Origin of the sequence: Mycolicibacterium llatzerense (genome assembly GCF_000878195.1) — a bacterium.
Taxonomy (GTDB): Bacteria; Actinomycetota; Actinomycetes; order Mycobacteriales; family Mycobacteriaceae; genus Mycobacterium; species Mycobacterium llatzerense.
The window spans coordinates 24,282-48,702 of sequence record NZ_JXST01000013.1 but is presented as its reverse complement, the minus strand read 5'-3'; the positions used below and the strand labels follow the sequence as shown (position 1 = coordinate 48,702).

At 68.8% G+C, this 24,421-nt stretch carries 19 protein-coding genes and 1 riboswitch; of the genes, 11 read left to right on the top strand and 8 right to left on the bottom strand.

Annotated features, from left to right (window positions below):
• Positions 1–3: 3 nt before the first annotated feature.
• On the bottom strand, positions 4–1,926 hold the full coding sequence (locus TL10_RS11085; RefSeq protein ID WP_043399840.1) for an ABC transporter ATP-binding protein/permease: 1,923 nt from the start codon (positions 1,924–1,926) through the stop codon (positions 4–6).
• Positions 1,927–2,038: 112 nt separating this feature from the next.
• On the opposite strand from TL10_RS11085, the gene secA2 reads away from it, so the two are divergent.
• The 11 genes from secA2 to gcvP all read left to right on the top strand — a co-directional run bounded on the left by secA2 (position 2,039) and on the right by gcvP (position 13,704).
• Entirely contained in the window at positions 2,039–4,384 is a 2,346-nt protein-coding gene (gene secA2, locus TL10_RS11080; protein ID WP_043985695.1) for an accessory Sec system translocase SecA2, read from the top strand.
• 9 nt (positions 4,385–4,393) lie between these two features.
• The gene (locus tag TL10_RS11075; protein WP_043985694.1) at positions 4,394–5,005 is read left to right on the top strand and encodes a CDP-alcohol phosphatidyltransferase family protein; all 612 of its coding nucleotides are present in this window, start codon (positions 4,394–4,396) and stop codon (positions 5,003–5,005) included.
• Complete coding sequence (locus tag TL10_RS11070; protein ID WP_043399848.1) at positions 5,002–5,943, top strand: DUF881 domain-containing protein; 942 nt, start codon at positions 5,002–5,004, stop codon at positions 5,941–5,943. Before TL10_RS11075 ends, TL10_RS11070 begins: the two co-directional genes overlap by 4 nt.
• Complete coding sequence (locus TL10_RS11065) at positions 5,909–6,307, top strand: small basic family protein (protein WP_276555237.1); 399 nt, start codon at positions 5,909–5,911, stop codon at positions 6,305–6,307. Before TL10_RS11070 ends, TL10_RS11065 begins: the two co-directional genes overlap by 35 nt.
• A 12-nt stretch (positions 6,308–6,319) precedes the next feature.
• Positions 6,320–7,123: a DUF881 domain-containing protein gene (locus tag TL10_RS11060; protein WP_043985693.1), complete on the top strand. Its 804-nt coding sequence runs from the start codon at positions 6,320–6,322 to the stop codon at positions 7,121–7,123.
• 60 nt (positions 7,124–7,183) lie between these two features.
• Positions 7,184–7,579 (top strand): glycine cleavage system protein GcvH, encoded by a 396-nt coding sequence (gene gcvH / locus TL10_RS11055; RefSeq protein ID WP_043985691.1) that lies wholly within the window; start codon positions 7,184–7,186, stop codon positions 7,577–7,579.
• 199 nt (positions 7,580–7,778) lie between these two features.
• A complete protein-coding gene (gene garA / locus TL10_RS11050; RefSeq protein WP_043399857.1) occupies positions 7,779–8,255 on the top strand; it encodes a glycogen accumulation regulator GarA in 477 nt (158 codons plus the stop codon).
• 16 nt (positions 8,256–8,271) lie between these two features.
• Positions 8,272–9,006 (top strand): transcriptional regulator FtsR, encoded by a 735-nt coding sequence (gene ftsR, locus TL10_RS11045; protein ID WP_082067919.1) that lies wholly within the window; start codon positions 8,272–8,274, stop codon positions 9,004–9,006.
• Between the two features lie 52 nt (positions 9,007–9,058).
• The gene (locus TL10_RS11040; RefSeq protein ID WP_043399863.1) at positions 9,059–9,553 is read left to right on the top strand and encodes a bifunctional nuclease family protein; all 495 of its coding nucleotides are present in this window, start codon (positions 9,059–9,061) and stop codon (positions 9,551–9,553) included.
• A 271-nt stretch (positions 9,554–9,824) separates the two neighbouring features.
• The gene (locus tag TL10_RS11035; protein ID WP_043985690.1) at positions 9,825–10,451 is read left to right on the top strand and encodes a MerR family transcriptional regulator; all 627 of its coding nucleotides are present in this window, start codon (positions 9,825–9,827) and stop codon (positions 10,449–10,451) included.
• Between the two features lie 125 nt (positions 10,452–10,576).
• Positions 10,577–10,674: riboswitch (glycine riboswitch) on the top strand.
• 159 nt (positions 10,675–10,833) lie between these two features.
• Entirely contained in the window at positions 10,834–13,704 is a 2,871-nt protein-coding gene (gene gcvP / locus TL10_RS11030; protein WP_043985689.1) for an aminomethyl-transferring glycine dehydrogenase, read from the top strand.
• 55 nt (positions 13,705–13,759) lie between these two features.
• Here the strand turns inward: gcvP and TL10_RS11025 are convergent, their stop codons facing one another.
• The 7 genes from TL10_RS11025 to TL10_RS10995 all read right to left on the bottom strand — a co-directional run bounded on the left by TL10_RS11025 (position 13,760) and on the right by TL10_RS10995 (position 24,295).
• Positions 13,760–15,856, bottom strand: coding sequence for a VWA domain-containing protein (locus TL10_RS11025; RefSeq protein ID WP_043985688.1), 2,097 nt, complete (start codon positions 15,854–15,856; stop codon positions 13,760–13,762).
• A 98-nt stretch (positions 15,857–15,954) separates the two neighbouring features.
• Complete coding sequence (locus tag TL10_RS11020; RefSeq protein WP_043985687.1) at positions 15,955–18,180, bottom strand: malate synthase G; 2,226 nt, start codon at positions 18,178–18,180, stop codon at positions 15,955–15,957.
• A 100-nt stretch (positions 18,181–18,280) separates the two neighbouring features.
• On the bottom strand, positions 18,281–19,636 hold the full coding sequence (locus tag TL10_RS11015; protein ID WP_043985686.1) for an alpha/beta hydrolase: 1,356 nt from the start codon (positions 19,634–19,636) through the stop codon (positions 18,281–18,283).
• Positions 19,633–21,000 (bottom strand): lipase family protein, encoded by a 1,368-nt coding sequence (locus TL10_RS11010; RefSeq protein ID WP_052506385.1) that lies wholly within the window; start codon positions 20,998–21,000, stop codon positions 19,633–19,635. The genes TL10_RS11015 and TL10_RS11010 overlap by 4 nt, the downstream gene beginning before the upstream one ends.
• A complete protein-coding gene (locus TL10_RS11005; protein ID WP_043985685.1) occupies positions 20,997–21,899 on the bottom strand; it encodes a hypothetical protein in 903 nt (300 codons plus the stop codon). The genes TL10_RS11010 and TL10_RS11005 overlap by 4 nt, the downstream gene beginning before the upstream one ends.
• A complete protein-coding gene (locus TL10_RS11000; protein ID WP_043985683.1) occupies positions 21,892–22,941 on the bottom strand; it encodes a hemolysin family protein in 1,050 nt (349 codons plus the stop codon). Before TL10_RS11000 ends, TL10_RS11005 begins: the two co-directional genes overlap by 8 nt.
• A complete protein-coding gene (locus TL10_RS10995; protein WP_043985682.1) occupies positions 22,934–24,295 on the bottom strand; it encodes a hemolysin family protein in 1,362 nt (453 codons plus the stop codon). The genes TL10_RS11000 and TL10_RS10995 overlap by 8 nt, the downstream gene beginning before the upstream one ends.
• Positions 24,296–24,421: the final 126 nt, after the last annotated feature.

The following is a 24,421-nucleotide window of genomic DNA, read 5'->3' as shown; positions in this document are numbered from 1 at the left end:
CGGCTAGACGGGGGCGGGTGCGCCGTCCTCGTCTTCGATCCGCGTGAGCCGCCACTCGCCGTTGCCCAGCAGTTCCAGCTCCTGCTGGTGGTGCTGTTCGACGGTGCTGCGGTGGCTGACGCTGACCACGGTGGTGTCCGGCAGTTCGGTCCGAACCAGTTGGTACAGCATCATTTCCAGGCCCTCGTCGAGGGCTGAGGTGGACTCGTCGAAGAACACGGCCTTGGGCCGGGTCAGCAGCACGCGGGCGAAGGCGACGCGCTGCTGCTCGCCGGGGGAGAGCACCTTGGCCCAGTCGTCGACCTCATCGAGGCGGTTCGCCAGATGCGGCAGCGCGACCTTGTTCAGGACCTCGTGCAGTTCGGCATCGGTGTGCGAACCCACCTTGCCCGGGTAGGACACCACGGCGCGCAGATCACCCAGTGGCACATACGGCAGCTGGGACAGGAACAGCGTCTCGTTCTCGTCCATCGGGAAGTGCATGGCGCCCTCGCAGAAGGGCCACAGCTTGGCCAGACTGCGCAGCAGGGTCGTCTTGCCGCTGCCGGACGGACCGGTGACCACCAGCGCTTCGCCGGGGTACAGGCACAGATCCAGCGGAGCGATGAGTTCGCGGCCGTCCGGCGTGCTCACCGTGACCTTCTCCAGCGTGATGGTGTCGTCGGGGCAGTCCTCGGTGGCGAGCGCGGGCAGGTGCCGCGCCGCGTCGTTGGCCGTCACCAGGCCGTGCAGACGGATGATGGCGGCGCGATACCCGGCGAACTGGTCGTACACGTTGCGGAAGAACGACAATCCGTCCTGGATGCTGCCGAACGCCGACGCCGTCTGGTTCATGTCGCCGAGCTTGATCTCACCGGCGAGGAATCGCGGGAACTGCAGCACATATGGCAGCGGCACGATGATCTGGCTCATCGACAGGTTCCAGCCGTTGAGGCCGATCATCCGGTTGACGTACCGCTTGTAGTTGTCCACGACCGGGGCGAACAGCCGCCGCAGACCCGTCCGCTCGGCGATCTCACCGTGGTAGAACGCGACGGCCTCGGCCGCGTCGCGCATCCGGACGAGCGCGTAACGGAACGCCGCGTTGAAGCGTTCGTTGTCGAACGACAGCCAGATGATCGGCCGGCCGATCCAGAAGGCCACCACCGACGCGATCAGGACGTAGCCGAGTCCGATCCAGAACATCGCCTTGGGGATGGTGAGCCCGGCGATGGTCAGGGTGCCGGACAGGTTCCACAGAATCGCGGTGAACGACAGCATCGACGCGATGGCGTTGATGGCGCCGAACAGCAGCGTCGAGGTGGTCATGTTGTTGGGCGTGTTGGGCAGTGGGCCCACGCCGGCCGTGAAGATGTCGATGTCGCTCTGGATGCGCTGGTCCGGGTTGTCGATGGTGTCGTCGATGAACCGGGACCGGTAGTACGCCTTGCCGTCCAGCCAGTCGCCCGTGAGCCGGTCGGTCAGCCACGCGCGCCACCGCAGGATGAACCGCTGCGTCATGAACAGGTCGAGCATGATGCGGCTGACGTGCAACACGGCCAGCAGCGAGAAGATGCCGATCGACATCCAGAATCCGTGCGCCCCGGAGTCCTTCACCGCCTGGTCATGACCGGCCAGGCCGGAGGCCACCACCTGGAAGCTGGTCATCAGATCGTTGCTCTGATAGCTGAACAGCACCGTGAGCCGAACGCCGGTGATCACCGACAGCAGCATCGCCGCCAGCCACAGCCACACCTTGAGGCTCTCGCGGCCGATGAAGTAGCCGCCGGTGATGCGCCAGAACTGCCTGCCCCAGACCGTGAACCGGCCGATGGCGGTCACCACCACCAGCGTCGATACCGCTGCGATCAGCCAGGCTTTGACGATCCACCACAGCGAGGTGGTGAGCTCATGGCCCCATTCGAGCGTCGGGGTGAACAAATCCATCCCCGCAAGGTACCCGTGCTCTATTGACGCGCGCGCCGCGACAGGCGCGGACAGTGCCCGGGAGGTGGATGGTTGAAGAAGTGCCGGCGGACCGGCCCGGTACCTTTGACCTGTGGCGAAAACCAGCACCGCGAAATCCGGCCGGCTGAGCAGCAAGTTCTGGAAGCTGCTCGGTGCTTCCACCGACAAGAACCAGAACCGGTCGATGAATCAGGTTCAGGCGTCGGCGGAGTTCGACGACAAGGCCGCCGGGCTGGACGACGAGCAGGTCACCAAGGCAGCCAAGCTGCTGGAACTGTCCGAGCTTGCCGACGCCGCCGACATTCCGCAGTTCCTGGCCATCGCCCGTGAGGCGGCCGAACGGACGACGGGCCTACGCCCGTTCGACGTGCAGCTGCTCGGTGCGCTGCGCATGATGGCCGGCGACGTCGTCGAGATGGCCACCGGTGAGGGCAAGACCCTGGCCGGCGCGATCGCCGCGGCCGGCTACGCGCTGGCCGGACGGCACGTGCACGTCATCTCGGTCAACGACTACCTGGCGCGCCGCGACGCCGAGTGGATGGGACCGCTGCTGGCGGCCATGGGCCTGACGGTCGGCTGGATCACCGCCGAGTCGACGGCCGACGAACGGCGCGCCGCCTACGAATGCGACGTCACCTACGCCTCGGTCAACGAGATCGGGTTCGACGTGCTGCGCGACCAGCTGGTCACCCACGTCGACGACCTGGTGTCGCCGCGGCCCGACGTCGCGCTGATCGACGAGGCCGACTCCGTGCTGGTCGACGAGGCGCTGGTGCCGCTGGTGCTCGCCGGCACCACCCACCGCGAGACACCGCGCATGGAGATCATCCGGCTGGTCGGGGAGATGACCTCCGAGAACCGCGTGGACGACTCGCTGCAGTACTACGACACCGACGCCGACCGGCGCAACGTGCACCTGACCGACGCGGGCGCGCGCAAGCTCGAGAAGGCCCTCGGCGGCATCGACCTGTATGCCGAGGAGCACATCGGCACCACGCTGACCGAGGTCAACGTGGCTCTGCACGCGCACGTGCTGCTGCAGCGCGACGTGCATTACATCGTGCGGGACAACGCCGTTCACCTCATCAACGCCTCCCGCGGCCGCATCGCGTCGCTGCAGCGCTGGCCCGACGGACTGCAGGCCGCGGTCGAGGCCAAGGAAGGCATCGAGACCACCGAGACCGGCGAGGTCCTCGACACCATCACCGTCCAGGCCCTCATCGGCCGCTACCCGACGGTGTGCGGCATGACCGGTACCGCGCTGGCCGCCGGTGAGCAGCTGCGCCAGTTCTACCGGCTCGGGGTGTCGCCGATCCCGCCGAACACGCCGAACATCCGCGAAGACGAGGCCGACCGCGTCTACATCACCGCGGCCGCCAAGAACCAGGCCGTCATCGAGCACATCCAGCAGATCCACGAGACCGGCCAGCCGGTGCTCGTCGGCACCCGCGACGTCGCCGAATCCGAAGAGCTGCACGCGAAACTGGTCAAGGCCGGGGTACCCGCCGTCGTGCTGAACGCCAAGAACGACGAGGAAGAAGCCGCCGTCATCGCCGAGGCGGGCAAGCTCGCCACCGTCACCGTCTCCACCCAGATGGCCGGCCGCGGCACCGACATCCGCCTCGGCGGATCGGACGAAGCCGACCACGACGCCGTCGCCGAACTCGGTGGCCTGCACGTCATCGGCACCGGCCGGCACCACACCGAACGCCTCGACAACCAGCTGCGCGGCCGCGCCGGCCGCCAGGGCGACCCCGGCTCGTCGGTGTTCTTCTCCAGCTGGGAGGACGACGTCGTCGTCTCGCACCTGGAGCCCGAGAAACTGCCGACGCAGACCGACGAGGACGGCCGGATCGTCAGCGACCGCGCCGGCCAGATGCTCGAGCACGCGCAGCGCGTCGCCGAGGGCCGGCTGCTGGACGTGCACGCCAACACCTGGCGCTACAACCAGCTCACCGCGCAGCAGCGCGCGATCATCGTCGAACGCCGAGAGACGTTGCTGCGCACCACCACCGCGCGTGACGAGCTCAAGGAGCTGACGCCGGACCGGTACCAGGAACTGGCCGACGAGGTCGGCGAGGACGAGCTCGAGCGCATCTGCCGGATGATCATGCTGTACCACCTGGACCGCGGCTGGGCCGACCACCTGGCCTACCTGTCCGACATCCGCGAGAGCATCCACTTGCGCGCGCTGGGACGTCAGGACCCGCTCGACGAGTTCCACCGCATGGCGGTCGACGCGTTCGCATCGCTGGCGGCCGACGCCATCGAGGCCGCGCAGCAGACCTTCGAGACCGCCAACGTGCTGGAGGACGAGCCCGGCCTGGATCTGTCGAAGCTGGCCCGCCCGACATCGACGTGGACGTACATGATTCACGACAACCCGCTGGCCGACGACACGATGGCAGCGCTGAGCCTGCCCGGGGTGTTCCGTTAGGTTTAGCCCATGAGCACCAGTGGCGCGGAAGCCGATTCGAGCGACCGGGTGCTGACCATTCCCAACGCGCTCAGCGCGTTGCGGTTGCTGCTGGTCCCGGTGTTCCTCTACCTGCTGTTGTCGGTGCACGCCAATGGCTGGGCCGTCGCGATCCTGATGTTCAGCGGCTTCTCGGACTGGGCGGACGGCAAGATCGCGCGCCTGGTGCCGAACCAGTCTTCGCGGCTGGGCGAACTGCTGGACCCGCTGGTCGACCGGATCTACATGCTGGTCGTGCCGGTCGCGCTGGCGATCGCGCACGTCGTCCCGTGGTGGATCGTGCTGACCCTGATCGGCCGCGACCTGGTGCTGGCGGCCACCCTGCCGCTGGTACGCAGCCGAGGTTTGACCGCGCTGCCGGTGACCTACATCGGCAAGGCCGCGACGTTCGCGCTGATGTCCGGATTCCCGCTGGTGTTGCTGGGACAGTGGCCGGACGCCTGGAGCCGGGTGGTGCTGGCCTGCGGCTGGGCGTTCCTCGTCTGGGGCATGGCCATGTATCTGTGGTCCGCCGTGCTGTACCTGATCCAGGTGACCATGGTGCTGCGGGAACTGCCGCCGGTCGCGAGGTCCGCGGCGTGACGGAAGCCGGGACACCCCGGGACCGGGCACTGGGCGGCTACCGGCCGGAAGCCGGCCGCAACAGTCACGTCGCCGACGAGCCGGTCCGGATTCCGGTGCCGTCGCTGCTGCGCTCGTTGCTCACCGACCATCTGGATCCCGGTTATGCCGCCGCGGCGGAGCGCCGCCAGGCGTCCGGCGACAGTGCCCGACGGACACGCTCCCGCCTCGCCGACGGTGCCTGGCTGCTGGTCGGCGTCGCCGCGGTGTCGGTCGTGTTCGGGACGGCGGCGCAGCACGCGGTGTCGATGGCCCCGGCCACCACCCAGACCCAACATGTCCTGTCCGCCAACGCGCGCACCGCCGAAGGGCGGACCCGCGACAGCACTGCCACCCGCGACGCCCTGGCCGGCCAGGTGGAGGCCGCGCGCCGCAGCCGGTTGGCCGGCGACGCGCAGGGCCGCGAACTGCTGGCCGCCCTGGAGCAGGCCGAGTTCGGTGCCGGCGTGACCGCCGTGACCGGCCCGGGCCTGACCGTCACCGTCACCGAACCCCCGCCGAGCCCCAACCTGTCCGACGTGTCGAAACAACGGGTTGCCGGCAGCCCGCAGACCATCCTGGACCGCGACCTGCAACTGACCGTCAACTCGTTGTGGGCGGCCGGAGCCGAGGCGGTGTCCGTCGGCGGCGTGCGGATCGGGCCGAACGTGACCATGCGGCAGGCCGGCGGCGGCATCCTCGTCGACAACCAGCCGGTGGCCAGCCCCTATGTGGTCGTCGCCATCGGGCCGCCCCACGCCATGCAGGAGGTGTTCGAGCACACTCCCGCCATGCAGCGGCTGACGCTGCTCGCCGCGTCGTACGGGGTGGGCATCAGCGTGCAGACTCGGGACCGGCTGACGGTGTCGGCCGCATCAGTACGAGATGTCAACTTCGCCAGGCAAAGTGGGCCAAAGTGATTGGGGCCGAATTGAGATTGGGTATGCGCACGTGATCGGGATCGCGGCACTGGTGGTCGGCATCGTGCTGGGGTTGATCTTCCACCCCAGCGTGCCCGAAGCGGTCCAGCCGTACCTGCCGATCGCCGTCGTCGCGGCGCTGGACGCGGTGTTCGGGGGACTGCGGGCCTACCTCGAGAACATCTTCGATGCCAAGGTCTTCGTCATCTCGTTCGTCTTCAACGTCCTGGTCGCCGCGGTGATCGTCTACGTCGGCGACCAACTGGGTGTGGGCACGCAGCTGACCACCGCGATCATCGTGGTGCTCGGTATCCGGATCTTCGGGAACGCGGCGGCCCTGCGCCGCCGGTTGTTCGGGGCGTGACGGTGGAGCGGCATGGCTGACGACGAACAGCACCACGGCGACGCCGAACCCGCGGCCGAACATCACGGCCGGCACGAGCTGCCCGACGGTGTCCCCGCTCGGCTGCCGCGCACCCGGTCCCAGTTGATGTTCGGTGCGCTGGCCGTTCTGCTCTGTGTATTGCTCGGCGTGGCGATCGCGACGCAGGTGCGCCAGACCGAATCGGGTGACGCGCTGGACACCGCCCGGCCGGCCGACCTGCTGGTGCTGCTCGACTCGCTGCAACAGCGCGAGGCCGCCCTCAACACAGAGGTGGCCGACCTGCAGAAGACGCTGTCGGCGCTGCAGGCGTCGGGCAACAGCGACCAGGCCGCCATCGAGAACGCGCAGGCGCGGCTGCGTGCCCTGTCGATCTTGATCGGGACGGTCGCGGCCACCGGCCCGGGCGTCACCATCACCATCGAGGACATCGCCCCCGGCGTCTCGCCGGAGACCCTGCTCGACGTGATCAACGAGCTGCGCGCGGCCGGCGCCGAGGCCATGGAGATCCGGTCCGGACGGGGCGATCAGCAGACCGCGGTTCGGGTCGGGGTCGATACCTGGGTGACCGGCGCCGCGGGCGCGCTGGTGGTCGACAACGTGACCATGAACCCGCCCTATTCGATTCTCGCCATTGGTGATCCGCCGACCCTGGCGGCCGCGATGAACATCCCCGGCGGGGCGATGGACAGTGTCAAGCGGGTTGGCGGCACAATGACCGTGCAACAGGCCGACACGATTGACGTCACTGCCTTGCGGCAGGCAAAACCGCGCCAATACGCTCAGCCGGTCAAGTAGCCGCCGGGCCGCGGTAATCGAGCCGTATCCTATGTACCCCACCAACACTCAAGGAGCGTCGTGAGCGAAACGCCAGCCGATCTGCTGTACACCACCGAGCACGAATGGGTGCGCCGCACCGGCGAGGGCACCGTGCGCGTCGGAATCACCGATTTCGCGCAGGGCGCGCTGGGTGACGTGGTCTATGTCGATCTGCCCGAGGTCGGTACCACCTTGGCCTCCGGCGACGTGTTCGGTGAGGTCGAATCGCCCAAGACGACCTCGGAGCTGTACGCCCCGATCGCCGCGAAAATCGTTGCGGTCAACGGTGATCTGGAAGGCTCGCCCGACCTGGTCAACTCCGATCCCTACGACGCCGGCTGGCTGATCGAACTGCAGGCCGACGCGGCCGAACTGGACGGCCAGCTCGCGGGTCTGCTCGACGCTGACGGCTACCGGGCGACCCTGGACGAGTAACGCCTTTGTTAGGGTGCTGCGGTCCGGTTCGGCCGCGGCGACACCAAAGTCGGCTCGGCGGATCCGGCGGTGGCGGGCACACTCGCCCGCGCCGCGCGGTACGGTCAATAGTGGGACGTATGCGACATCGATGACTGCTGGCAGGACTGCCGGCTGGTCGTGCAAGAGAGCGCCACAGCAGCCAGTAGAGGAGCAGCGCGTGACGGATAACGACAGCGGTTCGGGGACTGATTTCGGGTCCGAGGAGACAACGGTGGAGACCACATCGGTCTTCCGTGCGGACTTCCTCAATGAGCTCGACGCCCCGGCTTCGACGAGCGGCACCAGTGCCGTCTCCGGAGTTGAAGGACTGCCGGTGGGCTCGGCCCTCCTGGTGGTCAAGCGCGGGCCGAATGCCGGCTCGCGGTTCCTGCTGGATCAGCCGAGTACCTCGGCGGGACGTCACCCGGACAGCGACATCTTCCTCGACGACGTGACGGTGAGCCGCCGGCACGCCGAGTTCCGGCTCGAGTCCGGTGAATTCCAGGTGGTCGATGTCGGCAGCCTCAACGGCACCTACGTCAACCGCGAGCCCGTCGACTCGGCGGTGCTGGCCAACGGGGACGAGGTCCAGATCGGCAAGTTCCGCCTGGTGTTCCTGACCGGCCCCAAGGCCGACGACAGCTCGGCTGGCTAGAGCCGGCGGTCAGTACATGACGCAGCCCGACCGCAGTGCAGTGGCCGGGATGTCGATCGGAGCAGTGTTCGATCTGCTCCGACCAGACTTCCCGGATGTGACGATTTCCAAGATCCGGTTCCTGGAGGAACAAGGTCTGGTCACGCCTGAACGCACTGGGTCGGGCTACCGTCGTTTCACGGCCTATGACTGCGCGCGGCTGCGGTTCATCCTGTCCGCGCAGCGCGATCAGTACCTGCCGCTGAAGGTCATCAAGGCCCAGCTGGATGCCCAGGCCGACGGCGCGCTGCCGTCGAACGGATCCGCTTACGGCGTACCGAAATTGGTGCCCGATCTCGACAGCGACCAAGACGGTGGCCCAGCTGATGTCGCGCCTGCCCAGGTCCGGCTCAGCCGCGAGGATCTGCTGCAGCGCTCCGGCATCAAGTCGGAGCTGCTCTCCGCGCTCGTCAAGAGCGGCGTGATCATTCCCGGCCCGGCGGGGTTCTTCGACGAACACGCCGTGGTCATCGCTCAATGCGCCCACGCGCTGGGCGAATACGGCGTCGAGCCGCGGCACCTGCGGGCCTTCCGGTCCGCGGCCGACCGGCAGTCGGACCTCATCGCCCAGATCGCCGGGCCCATCGGCAAAGCCGGCAACGCCGGGGCCCGCGACCGGGCCGACGAACTGGCCCGCGAGGTCGCGGCGCTCGCCATCACACTGCACACCTCGCTGATCAAGTCTGCCGTGCGCGACGTTCTCGATCGCTGAGGACTAGACTCGAATTCGTTGATGGCACACGGATTGCGGAGGGCAGACGCAGATGGGCGAGGTTCGTGTGGTCGGCATTCGGGTGGAGCAGCCACAGAACCAACCCGTGCTGTTGCTCCGCGAATCCGACGGTGACCGGTACCTGCCGATCTGGATCGGTCAGTCCGAAGCTGCGGCCATCGCGCTGGAACAGCAGGGCGTCTCGCCGGCTCGTCCCCTCACGCACGACCTGATCCGGGATTTGATTGCCGCGCTTGGGCATTCACTGCGCGAGGTGCGCATCGTGGATCTGCAGGAAGGCACTTTCTACGCCGACCTGGTGTTCGACCGCGACATCACGGTGTCGGCGCGGCCGTCGGACTCGGTGGCCATCGCGCTGCGGATGGGCGTGCCGATCTACGTCGAGGAAGCGGTGCTGGCCGAAGCCGGTCTGTTGATCCCGGACGAGAGCGACGAGGAGCCGTCAGGGGCGGTGCGCGAGGACGAGGTCGAGAAGTTCAAGGAGTTCCTCGACAGCATTTCGCCGGACGATTTCAAGGCCACCTGACCGGTCCGGGGGAACGTCCGTCGGGGCGTTGTCACGGATGCGTCTCAGTTAGGTCAGCAGGCGTCGACACGCGGTGCGCCGTTTGCAGATTCGACGAATCCGCGCCACATACTTTCCTCGTTCTGGCAACAGTCTGATCGGCGGCTCGCCGCCGATGGGCTGAAGTGGCCCGGCGGGAAGCGTATGCTCGACACATTCGAGCAGCGGACATGCCCGCCGAGCAGCAATGGCCGCCAGGCAGGGTTAGTTCGATCGGCGAGAGGATCAGGCAGTGGGCGACGAGACGCCACGTCAAGAGCAGTTGGACCTGACGACCAACGGCGCGCCTGAGCAGGCCGCCCCGACGCCGGCTCCGATGCCGGTGCAGGCAGGCCTGTTCCCTGATGAATCCGTACCCGACGAACTGGTCGGCTACCGCGGGCCGAGCGCCTGCCAGATCGCCGGCATCACCTACCGCCAGCTGGACTACTGGGCGCGCACCTCGCTGGTCGTCCCGTCGATCCGCGGCGCGGCCGGCTCCGGCAGCCAGCGCCTGTACTCGTTCAAGGACATCCTGGTCCTCAAGATCGTCAAGCGCCTGCTCGACACCGGCATCTCGCTGCACAACATCCGTGTCGCGGTCGATCACCTGCGCCAGCGCGGGGTTCACGACCTGGCCAACATCACGCTGTTCTCCGACGGCACCACGGTCTACGAGTGCACGTCCGCCGAAGAGGTCGTCGACCTGCTGCAGGGCGGTCAGGGTGTGTTCGGCATCGCGGTCTCGGGTGCCATGCGCGAGCTGACCGGCGCCATCGCCGACTTCCCGGGCGAGCGGGCCGACGGCGGCGAGTCCATCGCCGCACCCGAGGACGAACTGGCATCCCGGCGCAAGCAGCGCGACCGCAAGATCGGCTGAGGCCACTCACCAGCAGACATCAAACTGCCCCTTTCCCATGGAGAGGGGCAGTTTGCTTGGGGGCACCCCCCTCTGGGGGACTATGAGCGGCCCGTGGCGAACCACCGGTAGACTGGCGCGCGCATCGTCCCGACGCGGGAGAGTTCTGTGGCCGCCAGCCATGGACGCCGAAGGAGCAATACCTCTCCATCAACCTCTCAGGCCCCCGGACCGCGCCGGAGCCCGATGCCTCTGGAAAGCGGCGAGCTGTGCCTCGCCCGCCCATGGGGAAAGGCCGACCATCGTCGGGCCGAATCTCTCAGGCACCGACGACAGAGGGGGAGGAACCGCAAGCGGTTCCGTGGCATGCCTGCCCCGAGCCTGAACGTCTGGAGAGGCCGTCATGACCGACAGCACGTCTCGTTCCTCTGCTGAGCACCACCAGCTTCGCTTCGTCGACCGGCACATCGGTCCGGACGCCGACGCGGTGGCCACCATGCTCGGGGTCATCGGCGTCGACTCCCTGGAAGAGCTCGCCGCCAAGGCGCTGCCCGCGGGCATTCTCGACGCGCTGTCGGGCGCCGGACTGGCTCCCGGCCTCGACGAACTGAAGTCTCCGGCGACCGAAGAGCAGTCGCTGGCCGAGTTGCGTGCACTGGCCGACACCAACACCGTCGCGGTGTCGATGATCGGCCAGGGCTACTTCGACACCCTGACCCCGGCGGTGCTGCGCCGCAACATTCTCGAGAACCCGGCCTGGTACACGGCCTACACGCCGTACCAGCCGGAGATCAGCCAGGGCCGCCTGGAGGCCCTGCTCAACTTCCAGACCATGGTCACCGACCTGACCGGCATGGAGATCGCCAACGCGTCGATGCTCGACGAGGCCACCGCCGCGGCCGAGGCGATGACGCTGATGCACCGCGCCGTCAAGGGCGACTGCCGCCGCCTGGCCGTCGACATCGACGTCTACCCGCAGACCGCCGCCGTGCTGGCCACCCGCGCCGAGCCGCTGAACATCGAGATCGTCACCGCCGACCTGCGCGACGGGCTGCCCGAGGGCGAGTTCTTCGGCGTCATCGCCCAGGTGCCGGGTGCCAGCGGTGCGGTCAACGATTGGTCCGCACTGATCGCGCAGGCCCATGAGCGCGGCGCGCTGGTCGCCCTCGGCGCGGACCTGCTGGCGATGACGCTCGTCACCCCGCCGGGTGAGATCGGGGCCGACGTCGCCTTCGGCACCACGCAACGTTTCGGTGTGCCAATGGGATTCGGCGGGCCGCACGCCGGTTACCTGGCCGTGCACGGCAAGCACGCTCGTCAGCTGCCGGGCCGTCTGGTCGGCGTCTCGGTCGACGCCGACGGCGCCAAGGCCTACCGGTTGAGCCTGCAGACCCGTGAACAGCACATCCGCCGGGACCGGGCCACCAGCAACATCTGTACCGCCCAGGTGCTGCTCGCGGTGATCGCCGCGATGTACGCCAGCTACCACGGCCCGCGCGGGCTGACCGCCATCGCGCACCGGGTGCACGGCCACGCGCTGGCTGTGGCGATGGGCCTGAAGGAGGCCGGCGTCGAGGTCGTGCACGGCGCCTTCTTCGACACCGTCCTGGCCAAGGTGCCGGGCCGGGCCGAGCAGGTGCAGGCGGCCGCCAAGGAGCGCGGCATCAACGTCTGGCTGGTCGACGCCGACCACATCTCGGTGTCCTGCGATGAGGCGACCACCGCCGATCACGTCGACGCGGTGCTCGCCGCGTTCGGTGCGACCCGCGGCGGCCACCACTGGGCCGGCCCCGAAATCCATACCCGCACTTCGGAATTCCTCACCCACCCGGCGTTCTCGCGGTACCGCACCGAGACCGAGATGATGCGCTACCTGCGCTCGCTGGCCGACAAGGACATCGCGCTGGACCGCAGCATGATCCCGCTGGGCTCGTGCACCATGAAGCTCAACGCGGCCGCCGAGATGGAGCCCATCACCTGGACCGAGTTCGCCCAGCAGCATCCGTTCGCCCCGGCGTCGGACACCCCGGGCCTGCGCAAGCTGATCGCCGATGTGGAGTCCTGGCTGGTGAGCATCACCGGCTATGACTCGGTCTCGCTGCAGCCCAACGCCGGATCGCAGGGGGAGTACGCCGGGCTACTGGCCATTCGTGCCTACCACGAGGCCCGCGGGGAAGCCGGGCGCAACATCTGCCTCATCCCGTCCAGCGCGCACGGCACCAACGCCGCGTCGGCCGCCATGGTCGGCATGAAGGTCGTGGTCGTGGCGTGCCGCGAGAACGGCGACGTCGACCTGGACGACCTGCGCGCCAAGGTTGCCGAGCACGCCGGTGACCTGGCCGCGCTGATGATCACCTACCCGTCCACGCACGGCGTGTACGAGCACGACGTCGCCGACATCTGCGCCGCGGTGCACGACGCCGGCGGTCAGGTCTACGTCGACGGCGCCAACCTCAACGCGATCGTCGGCCTGGCCCGTCCCGGCAAGTTCGGCGGCGACGTCAGCCACCTGAACCTGCACAAGACCTTCTGCATCCCGCACGGCGGCGGCGGTCCGGGCGTCGGCCCGGTGGCGGTCCGCTCGCACCTCGCGCCGTACCTGCCCGGTCACCCGCTGGCCGCCGAGCTCGCCGACGACCACACCGTGTCGGCGGCCCCGTACGGCTCGGCGTCCATCCTGCCGATCACCTGGGCGTACATCCGGATGATGGGCGCGGCCGGTCTGCGGGCCGCGACGCTGACGGCGATCGCGTCGGCCAACTACATCGCCCGCCGCCTCGACGAGCACTACCCGGTGCTGTACACCGGCGAGAACGGCATGGTCGCGCACGAGTGCATCCTGGACCTGCGGGCCATCACCAAGGCCACCGGCGTCACCGTCGACGATGTGGCAAAGCGCTTGGCGGACTACGGTTTCCACGCGCCGACCATGAGCTTCCCGGTGGCCGGCACGTTGATGGTCGAGCCCACCGAGAGCGAGAGCCTCACCGAGGTCGACGCCTTCATCGCCGCGATGATCGCGATCAAGGCCGAGATCGACCAGGTCGGCTCCGGTGAGTGGCCGGCGGACGACAACCCGCTGCACAATGCGCCGCACACCGCCGAGTGCCTGCTGGTCGACGAGTGGAAGCACCCGTACACCCGCGAACATGCCGCCTACCCGCTGGGCAAGGGTTTCCGTCCCAAGGTGTGGCCGCCCGTCCGTCGCATCGACGGTGCGTTCGGCGACCGCAACCTGGTGTGCTCCTGCCCGCCGATCGAGGCGTTTGCCTGATCGCGCAACGTAAAAGGGCCGGGTCTGTGCAGACCCGGCCCTTTTACGTCGGAAACTACGGCAGGGCAGCGGCGACCGCGTTGGCCAGTTCGGGAGCCGCGGAGGTGGGCACGCCGGTGTATGTGCCGCCGGTGATCTGCGAGACGGCCTGCCAGGTCGAGCCGTCCGAGTCGGTGCCGATGTCGATGACGTTGATCGCCACCGGGCGGCCAGCGTCGAACGCCGACTTGATGTAGTCCTGCAGGCCCTGACCGTCCAGCGACTGGTCGGTGTGCGGGCCGGAGGTGATCACCAGGATCGAATTGGGCTGTCCCTCGACGTATTTCGACATCGCGTCGCCGTAGAGCATGCGCAACGTCGTGAACGAGACGTGACCGCCGCCCGAGGAGCTCTGGTTGTTCAGGTTCGAGATCAGCTGAGCCGCGTGTGCCTGCTCGCTGAGCGGGGCCACCGGAATCTCGTTGCGGCCCGCCACGCCGTCGAACGTCCACAGACCCACCGAGCTGTTCGGCGACATCGCCTTGAGCCGGTCCATCAGCGCGGTGGTCACGTTGCCCAACCGCGTCTTGGCGCCGTCGCTGATCGGCATCGACTGATCCAGCAAGATCGTCACGGCGGCGCTCTTCGACGTGCCACCGACCGCGTTGGCCAGCGTGGCGCGGGTGTTGGTATCGCCGATCGCGAGGGCGTCGGGCAGTGCGCCGAGGCTCACCACGTCGTTCTTCGGGGGATCGCCGCCGTCGACGCGGAAGCCGGCCTTCGACAATTCGGCGAGCTGCTCGGGCTTGCGCAGGAACCGTTCGAATTCGCTCGCCGCGGTGACCTCTTCGTGCGACAGACCCTCGCCGGCGAGCAGCACGGCCGGGTAGTCGGCGACCGCCGGTGCGCCGGGTGGCAGCCAGGCCGCCAGCTTGCCCTTGGCGTTGTCGGTGTGTTGCGACCGCTGGTAGAGCTGCTGTTCGGTGGTGACGACCGCGTGCACCGGCGCGGTGGCCGGGTCGCTCGCGGAGATCAGCGCGTCCAGCGCCGTCGAGACCTTGGGATCGGAGAGCTTCGGCTGCGCGGCCATCAACCGGTGCACGGCGCCCGCACCGGCATTCGCCGGCGCGCCATTGGCTGCGGCGGAGGCGATGGCCTCGGCCGCCAGGTAGGCCGCGTCACTGTTGTCGACGGTCGGCAGGGCCAGCCTCAGCGAGCCCCAGCCCGGCAGGCTCAGGCCGTCCAACGCCGTCGGCGTCGTCTGCAGCCCTGGCAGGGTGCCCCAGTTCTGTTGGGCCAGCGCATCTTTGAGCTGCGGCCGGACGGCCACCAGCACTGGTGACGTCGCCAGCGACTTCGCCTCACCGCTGATCGCCTGGTCACCGGCACCGGCCACCAGCCGGGCCGCCGACACCGAGCTGGCCGGAACCCACAGGGCCGGGCGCGGTCCCAGGTTCGACGGCCACTTGTTGACCACACCGTCGACGACCGCAGTCGGATCGGTCGCCTTGACCTCGACCTTGACGCACTTGTCGCCGACGGGTGCGGCGGACTGGTTGTACTTGCCGGCCAGCGAGCCCAGCTGATCGGAGATCGACGGGTCGGCCATGACGGGCACGCTGACCGAGCCGGACACGCACCGCGCCGAAGCCTCCCGGCTGCGGTCGGACAGCACGCTGCCGAAGAAACGCCAGAGGATCACCGCGGCGACCACGACCACGACGGTCACCAGGGCGGCGATGACGCCGACGCTGACCCCGCGGCGCTTGGTGGCGATGGCCCGGTGGCTGCCGGTCCATTCACCACCCTCCCAGTCGCCGCTGTGCGCACGGACCGATGCCCGGCGAGGGACGGACGGGAACGCCTGGGTGACGCTCTCGGAGCCGGTGAGGTCGGGTTGGTCCGAATAGTCGGTGTCGCCGTAGTCGGCGTCGGGCTCGTCGGTCTCGTACCGGTCGGCGGGACCGGCGGGCGGGGTGGGCACAGCCGGGGTGGCAGCAGGTCCGGTGGCAGCAGGCGGCATCCCGTGCATCTCGGCCCAGTCGTCCGGCACCCGGAACCCCGGAGCGCCGGTGGCGGATTCGTCGGCTTCCGGGATGTCCGGCGACAACGCGTCGTAGTCGGAGACTTCGTCGTCGGGTGACTCGTCGTCGGGAGCTCTGTGCCTACCCATTGGTGTCTGCTCCTGGTGTCGGCGTGCAATCGGCGGACCCGCGTCGCAAGACGTGGGCCCGCCGAATTTTAATCAACGATGATGGGGGAGTTAACCGTTCACGAACCGGCGTGTGCGGCCTTGAACTCCCGCCGGCGCCGATGCAGGATCGGCTCGGTGTAGCCGTTGGGCTGGGCGCAACCCTCGAGGATCAGCTCCTGTGCAGCCTGGAAGGCGATGCTGCCCTCCGGATCCGGTGCCATCGGCAGGTACGCCGAGTCGCCGGCGTTCTGCTCGTCGACGACCGCCGCCATCCGGCGCAGGCTCGCCTTGACGTCGTCCTCGGTGATGACGCCGTGCCGCAGCCAGTTGGCCAGCAGCTGGCTGGAGATGCGCAGGGTGGCGCGGTCCTCCATCAGGGCGATGTTGTGGATGTCCGGCACCTTCGAGCAGCCGACGCCCTGGTCGATCCAGCGCACCACGTAGCCGAGGATCGACTGGCAGTTGTTGTCGACCTCTTCGTGGATCTCTTCGGGCGCCCAGGCCAGTTCCTTGGCCAGCGGGATGGTCAGCAGTTCGGCGCGGGTGGTGCGCTTCTTGCCGGCCAACTCTTCCTGCACCTCGCGCACGTCCACCTGGTGGTAGTGCATGGCGTGCAGGGTCGCGCCCGTCGGCGACGGCACCCACGCGGTGGTGGCGCCCGCCTGCGGCTGGGAGATCTTCTGCTTGACCATCTCGGCCATCAGATCGGTCATGGCCCACATGCCCTTACCGATCTGGGCGCGTCCGGCCAGACCGTCGGCCAGACCGGCGTCGACGTTGGCGTCCTCGTAGGCCTTGATCCAGGTCTGGCTCTTCATGGCGCCCTTGCGGACCATCGGGCCCGCTTCCATCGAGGTGTGGATCTCGTCGCCCGTGCGGTCCAGGAAGCCGGTGTTGATGAACACCACGCGGTCCTCGGCGGCCTTGATGCAGGCGTTGAGGTTGACCGTGGTGCGGCGCTCCTCATCCATGATGCCGACCTTGAGGGTGGCCGCGGGCAGGCCGAGGACGTCCTCGACGCGGCTGAACAGCTCGCACGTGAAGGCGACCTCGTCGGGGCCGTGCATCTTCGGCTTCACGATGTAGATCGAGCCGGTGCGGCTGTTGGTCAGCTCGCCGTTCTCCTCGGTCGACTTCAGGCCGTGCATGGCGATCAGGCCGGTGAACAGCGCGTCCTGGATGCCCTCGGGAACTTCGGCGCCGTCGACCCCGTCATTGTCGAAGACGATGGCGTCGTTGGTCATCAGGTGACCGACGTTGCGCACGAACAGCAGGCTGCGGCCCGGCAGGACCAGTTCGCCCTCGCCGTCCGGAGTGGTGAAGACGCGGTCGGGATTCAGCGTGCGGGTGAAGGTCTTGCCGCCCTTGCTGACCTGCTCGGACAGGTCACCGCGGTTCAGGCCCAGCCAGTTGCGGTAGCCCAGCACCTTGTCGTCGGCGTCGACGGCCGCGACCGAGTCCTCGAAGTCCATGATCGTGGTGATCGCGGACTCCAGCACGACGTCCTTGATGCCGGCCTGGTCGGTCGAACCGATCGGCGACGCGGGGTCGACCAGGATCTCGATGTGTAGGCCGTGGTGGACCAGCAGCACCGACCACGCCGAGTCACCGAGCTTGCCGGTGTAGCCGACGAACTCCTCGGGGCTGGCCAGCCCGCTCGACAGCCCGTCGCCAAGTTCGGCCTGCAGTCGGTGCTCGTCATCGATCTTCAGGCCGGTGACGTCGGCCCACGAGCCGGCCGCCAGCGGGACGGCCTGGTCCAGGAAGCCCCGGGCGTAGGCGATCACCTTGTCGCCGCGCACCTTGTTGTAGCCACCCTTGCCGGCCTCGGCACCGTCCTCGTCGGAGATGACGTCGGTGCCGTACAGAGCGTCGTACAGCGAGCCCCAGCGGGCGTTGGCCGCGTTGAGCGCGAACCGGGCGTTCAGGATCGGCACCACCAGCTGCGGACCCGAGGTGCTGGTGATCTCCGGGTCGACGCCCGAGGTCCGGATGCAGAACTCGGCCGGTTCTGGCTGCAGGTAGCCGATCTCGGTGAGGAACTCCTGGTACGAGTTCTTGAACTCATCGGTGTCGACCGGATCGATGACCCGCGCCCGGTGCCACTTGTCGATCTGCGCCTGCAGATCGTCGCGGCGGGCCAGCAGGGCCTGGTTCTTCGGGGTGAGGTCGGTGATGACCTTGTCCACCCCGGCCCAGAAGCTGTCCGGGTCAACCCCGGTGCCGGGCAGGGCCTCGTTGGTGATGAAGTCGTGCAGTACGCGGGCCACCCGCAGATTTCCCACCGTCACACGATCAGTCATTTGTATTTCCTCCTAAGCAGCCCACGCGGCGACCCTCCACTTTACCCGTGGGTAACCGCAGCTCACCGCCGTGTCGGACATTGAGAACCCGGTCACACCCTCATTGCGGTGTCGAGCCCGGCAAACCGATAGCCGGGACACCGGGCGTGTGCAGGCGTCCGGCGAGCCACGGCAGGGCCGCGGCGAATACCTCTGCGGCACTGGGGAACGTGTGGTCACCGCCGTGCGGGACCACCGAACACTCGATACCGGCGGCGCTGACCACGCCACACAAGTAGCTGGCGACGGCGGTGTGGCTCTCCGGGTTGTCCGGCGGTTGCACGTTCATCGCCGCGCCGGCCTGGGCCGGTTGGTGCACCACCGGCCCGCTCTCCGACACCGCGAACCAGCCGGCGACGCCGGTGTACGGCCCGTGCTTGCGCACCACGGTCGCCGGATCGAAATGGGCGAATGCCGCCGCATCGCCGCCGAACAAACGCGCGATGGTCTGCGGCTGCGAACCGGCGTTGGGCCCGACCTGTCCGTCCATGTCGACGAAGGTCTGGAACAGCTCGGGGTGCATCACCGTGGTCATCACCGCGCACGTGCCGCCTGCGGACCAGCCGACGATGCCCCAGCGGGACGGATCGGGGCTCGCCGAGAATGTCGAAGTGACAAATGGCACAACATCTTTGGTTAGGTGATCGGCGGCCATGCCGCGGGGCCCGTTGACGCACTCGGTGTCGTTGGAGAACTGGCCGCTGGTGTCGACGAACACCAGGATGGGCGCGTTGCCGCCGTGGGCGGCCGCGAAATCGTCGGCGGTGTGCTGGGCGCCGCCGGCCGTCGGCCAGTCGGCCGGCCACCCGAATTCACCGCCCACCATGACCACGACCGGCAGCTGCGGGCCGTCGTGGGCGAACCACGCCGGCGGTAGATAGACCATCTCCGGACGTGTGCGGAAACCCGACGCGTCCGTCGGAATCTGCACCGAGATCACGACGCCGCGGTCCGGCACCTGGCCGGCGCTGCGCATTGCCAGCGCGGCGTTCAGATCGATCTCGCCCTTGAGTTCGGCGCCGGTGGCCCGCTGCCACAGGGCCTCGACGGTCGGCAGATAACCGGTCCAGGTGTTCACCGCCAGGCCCGCGCACACCGCGCACAGCGGCACCACCGCGACGGCCAGCGACCGGCGCCACCAGTGCAGGCCCGGCCACCCCGCGATGGCCACCACGAGTGCCACGCCGGTCAGGACGATCCAGACCCACAGCGAGGTCGGGGCCGGGCCGCCCGCGAGGCCCTGGTCGGAGATGAACCAGCTGCAGCCCAGTGCCAGGACGATGCCGGTCCCGACCGCGACCGGGAGCCACAGTCGCAGCCAGCGCGGGGACCGCCGGCCGACGGCGACGATCAGCCCCAGCACCGTCACCACCTGGATCAGCATTGGCAGCCAGCCGTCGAGCAGGCCGATGTTCATTCGGCGTCCCCGAAGTCCGCCGGCGGCGGAGGTGCGGGCTGCGGGTGATGCGGCGTCGGGGTTTCGGCTTCGGTCTGTTGGGCGGTCTGGGTCACCTCTTCGGTGTCCGAACTCGACTGCCCGGTGTCGGAGTCATCCGAGCTCGAACTGGCGGTCGTCGTCGGCGTGGCGGTGGTCGGGGTGGCGCCGGCACAGTTGTTGGGCGCCGGGGTCCCGTTGAACCGGTCGGTGATCCAGCCGAGGGCGTCGGCTTCGTCGGGCTGGACGTAGTCGATCACGTCGCCCATGGCACAGGCCCGCTCGACGGCAGCGGCGGTCTGCTCGGGCGGCACCAGGCCGTCGGCCGGCCCGGGGGTGATCAGCATCGGGGCGGCGGCCGGCGCCTGCGGCAGCGTCGCCTTCCGCAGGTAACCGCGCAGCGCTTCGGTGGCGGCGGGCGTCGTCGGCCCGAGGTCGTGCGGTGTCAGCGAATCCAGGATGCCCGTGCGGTCGGCGACGGCCGGCCCTCGGCAGGCCGACAACGTGTCCCAGTGGTCGCGAGCGGCGCCGCGGCGGTAGTCCTCGATGGGGAATCCCGGATAGGCCTGCGGCATGACCGCCAGGTACTGCTGCAGCATGAGCTGCTGGTCGCGGTTCAGGTCCCCGGCGGCCGAGGCGTCGGCGAGCCAGTCGAGTGCCGCGGTCGGGGCCAGGGCAACCGCACCCTGCGGGCGCAGGCCGCCGCCGTAATCGGTGGCGAGCTCGGCGGCCGCCCAGGCCGCCTGCCCGCCCTGCCCGGTGCCCACCGCGATCCAGTTCGTGGAGGCGGCGGAGACCAGTTTGCGCGTCGCCCGCGCGAGGTCGATCAGGTTGAAACCCTCGGTCGTGGAGTCCAGATACGGGTGATAGGTCTCATCGAGCCCGATGCCCTGATAGTCGGTGATCGCCACCAGATACCCGGCGCCGACCATGAGTCGCACGGTCGGCAGCAGGCCCAGCAGGCTCGGCGACGACGACGGCGCGCAGTCGGACTTGATGCCGCTGCCCGGGTTGGCCAGCGCGATGATGCGCCAGCCGCCCTCGGGCGGTTTGCCCTTCGGCAGGAACACCGAGCCCGTCACCTTGGGGTGGCTGTCGTTGATGCCCGACGTGGAGACGTACGTGATGCGTGCGGAGATGGCGGTCAGCCCGGCCAGTTCGGGGTCGACCGTGGTCAGTGGCTGCGCGGCGACGAGCGTGCCGGGGCCGGCGCCGCTGTAGTCACCCGGCAACACCTGCCCACTGCGCGGCGTGCTGCGACCGGACTGGTCGTCAGAGCAGCCGGCGACGGTCAGCGCGGCCGCCAGAGCGGCAGCGGCGATCCGCAGCGCTGTCCGGGTCGTCATGGCATGCCCCCGTCGGTGTGGTGGTCGAGCAATGCCAGGCATTCGGACAACAGTGACTCACGCAGTGGCACAGCGAGATTCGCGATGTCCTGCTGACGGCGCACGTACTCGGCGCGGCCCATCGGGTCCTCGATGGCGATCGGCTCGATTCCGTAGTCGCTCAGGTCATACGGGCTGGCCCGCATGTCGAGGACGCGTGCGTCCGCCGCGAGGTCAAGGCAATCCATCAACAGATTCGACTCCAGCAAAGGTCCGAGCTTGTAACTCCATTTGTACAAGTCCATATTTGCGTGCACACAGCCCGGCTGCTCGGTGGCCGACTGGGCGTGTCGGGACAGGGCTTCGCCGTTGCGCGGGACGGCCGCCTCGGTGAAGAACCGGTAGGCGTCGAAATGCGTGCACCGCAGCGGCATCGACTCGACCACGGCGTCGGTGTCCGACGCGCTCAGCCGCAGCGGCACCCGGGCGTGCCGCACCTCGGGAGCGCGGTACACCATGGCCCATTCGTGCAGGCCGAAACAGTTCAACCGGGCCGGGCGGGCCGCCGTCGCAGCCAACAGGTCGGCAACGAAGGCGACGGTGTCCCGGCGGCCGGCGAGGTACGCGTCCGTCACCGTGACAGCGTCACCGGTGCGGCTGTACCCGGCCCGGTCGGTGAACCGCCGCGCGCCCGGCCCGGTCAGCGCGCGACCGAAACCCGGGTGCCAGCGCCGCAGCTGGCGGGGCTTGAGGCTGTAGTAGGTGAACAGGAAGTCCCACACCGGATGCGGCTCGCCGGCCCGCATCCGCCGCTCATGCGGTGCGAGGAAGGCGTCGACGCGGTCCAGGTAGCGCTGTTCGCGCAGCGCCCAGTCGTGCTCGTCCAGGACCTCGGCCAGTGCACACACCGTCTCAGACACGGTGGGTACCGTCGCGCACCACGCCGACCAGGTCCTCCACCAGGTCTTCCAGCGTCACCATCGCGGTGACGTAACCGTCGGTGGTCACCAGGGACAGGTGACTGTTGTTGCGGCGCAACCACGACAGCGCGTCGACCACCGGCAGCGTCGAGGCCACCATGGGCAGCGGGCGCACCATGGACCGGTCCAGCACGGCGTCGTTGTCGTCCATGCAGGGCAGCACGTCCTTGATGTGCAGGTAGCCGAGGTAGGCGCTGTGGCCGTCGGTGACCGGGAACCGGGAATAGCCGGTCTCGCGCAACGCCTCGGCCACCGCACCCACCGTGGGACCGGTTCCGGGCGCCGCGATCGGCACCGCGCGGATGTCCTGCAGGGGGATCGCGACGTCCCTGACCGTCCGGGTCCGAATGTCCAGAGCGCGCTTGAGCCGGACGTGTTCCTCGGCGTCCAGCAGGCCCTCCGACAGCGACTCGGTCAGCATCTCGGACAGCTCCACCGATGAGACCGTGACGTCCAGCTCGTCCTTCGGCTCCACCCCGAGCAGCCGCAGGGTGCTGTTGGCGCACCAGTTGTAGAAGATGACGAACGGCCGGGCGACGCTCATGTAGACCAGGTACGGCGGGATCAGCAGCATCGCGGCTTTCTCCGGCCCGGCGATGGCGATGTTCTTCGGCACCATCTCGCCGAGGAGCACGTGCACCGTCACCACGATCGCCAAGGCGACGGCGAAAGCCACGGTGTGCAGCACGGTGTCGGGCACACCGACGGCGTCGAAGGGTTCGCGAAGCAGGTGCGCGACGGCCGGTTCACCGATGCGGCCCAGCAGGATCGAGCAGACGGTGATGCCGAGCTGAGCGCCGGCCAGCATCATCGACAGTCGCTCACCGGCCCGCAACACGGTGACAGCGCTGCGCTTGCCCTGTTCGGCGAGGGCCTGCAGGCGGTCGCGGCGGGCCGAGATCAGCGCGAACTCTGCGCTGACGAAGAACGCGTTGGCGCCCAGCAGGGCCATGGTCAGCAGGATGCCGAGAACGTCATTCATCGTCGGCTCCCGACTGGTCCGTGCCGAGTTCGGTGAGTTCGAGCTGGTCGATGCGCCGCCCGTCCATCCGCATGACCGTGGCTTTCCACTGCACCGGGTCCAGCTCGGGGTTGTCCGGGTCGAACTCGGTCAGCACGACGGTGTCGCCCACGTCGGGGATGTGGCCGAGCTCTTTGAGCACCAGCCCGCCGATGGTTTCGTAGTCGCCTTCGGGCGCGCGGAACGGGGTCTCGGTGTCCACTTCGTCGATCCGCATCAGACCCGACACCAGCCAGCCGTCGCGCACCTCGACGACGTCGGGGGTGGCGTCGTCGTGTTCGTCGCGGACGTCGCCGACGATCTCCTCGATGAGGTCCTCGACGGTGACCATGCCGGCGGTGCCGCCGTACTCGTCGACCACCAGGGCGGTCTGGACGCCGTTGGCCCGGATCTGGGTCATCACCGCGTCACCGTCGAGGGTCGACGGCACCGTCGGGACGGGCCGTGCCAGTTGCGCGAGCCGGGTCCCGGCGCGCAGCTCGACGGGTATCGCGAAGACCTGTTTGACGTGCACGATGCCGACGGTCTCGTCGAGGTCCCCGGCGACGATCGGGAAACGCGAGAACCCGGTGCGGATGGCCGTCTCGATGAGGTCGGCGACGGTGTCGGTGACCTCCAGCGACTCGATCATGGATCGCGGCGTCATCAACTCCTCGGCGGTGCGGCCGCCGAATTGCAGGGAGCGGTCGATCAATTGGGCCGTCTGCGGGTCCAGCGACCCGCTTTCGGCGGAGTTGCGCACCAGCGCCAGCAGTTCCTGCGCGGACCGTGCCGAGCGGAGTTCCTCGGCGGGCTCGACGCCGAGCCGGCGCAGCACCCAGTTGGCGGTGCCGTTGGTCAGCTTGATCACGGGGGAGAACACCAGGGAGAAGAACCACTGCAGCGGCACGGTGGCACGCGCGGTCGGCACCGGCCGGGCCACGGCGAGGTTCTTGGGCACCAGCTCGCCGAACACCATCGACACCGACGTCGCGATCAGCAGGGCCAGCGTCAGGGCCACCGAATCGGTGAACTGCTCCGGCAACCCGACCGCCTGCAACGGGCCGCGCAGCAGCCGCGCCACCACGGGTTCGGCCAGGTAGCCGGTGATCAGGGTGGTGATCGAGATGCCGATCTGTGCGCCGGACAGCTGAAACGACAGGCTGCGGTGCGCGGTACGGATGATCCGGTCGCGCCGGCCGCCGTCGCGGGCGTTGGCGTCCACCGTGCTTCGTTCCAGCGCGGTCAACGAGAACTCGGCGGCGACGAAGATCGCCGTGCCGACAGTGAGCAGGATGAACGCGGCCAGGCTCGCGATGGTCAGCGCGGAGGTCACCGGGCACCACCGCTCGGGGCGCCGGGCTGGCGGCCCGGCCGGCTACTGGGAGGTTCGGAGTCCATTGATTCAGGGCTCGGTTCGGGGAGCGCGTGGTTGGCGTCGCACGCTCCCGCCGCGCTCGGG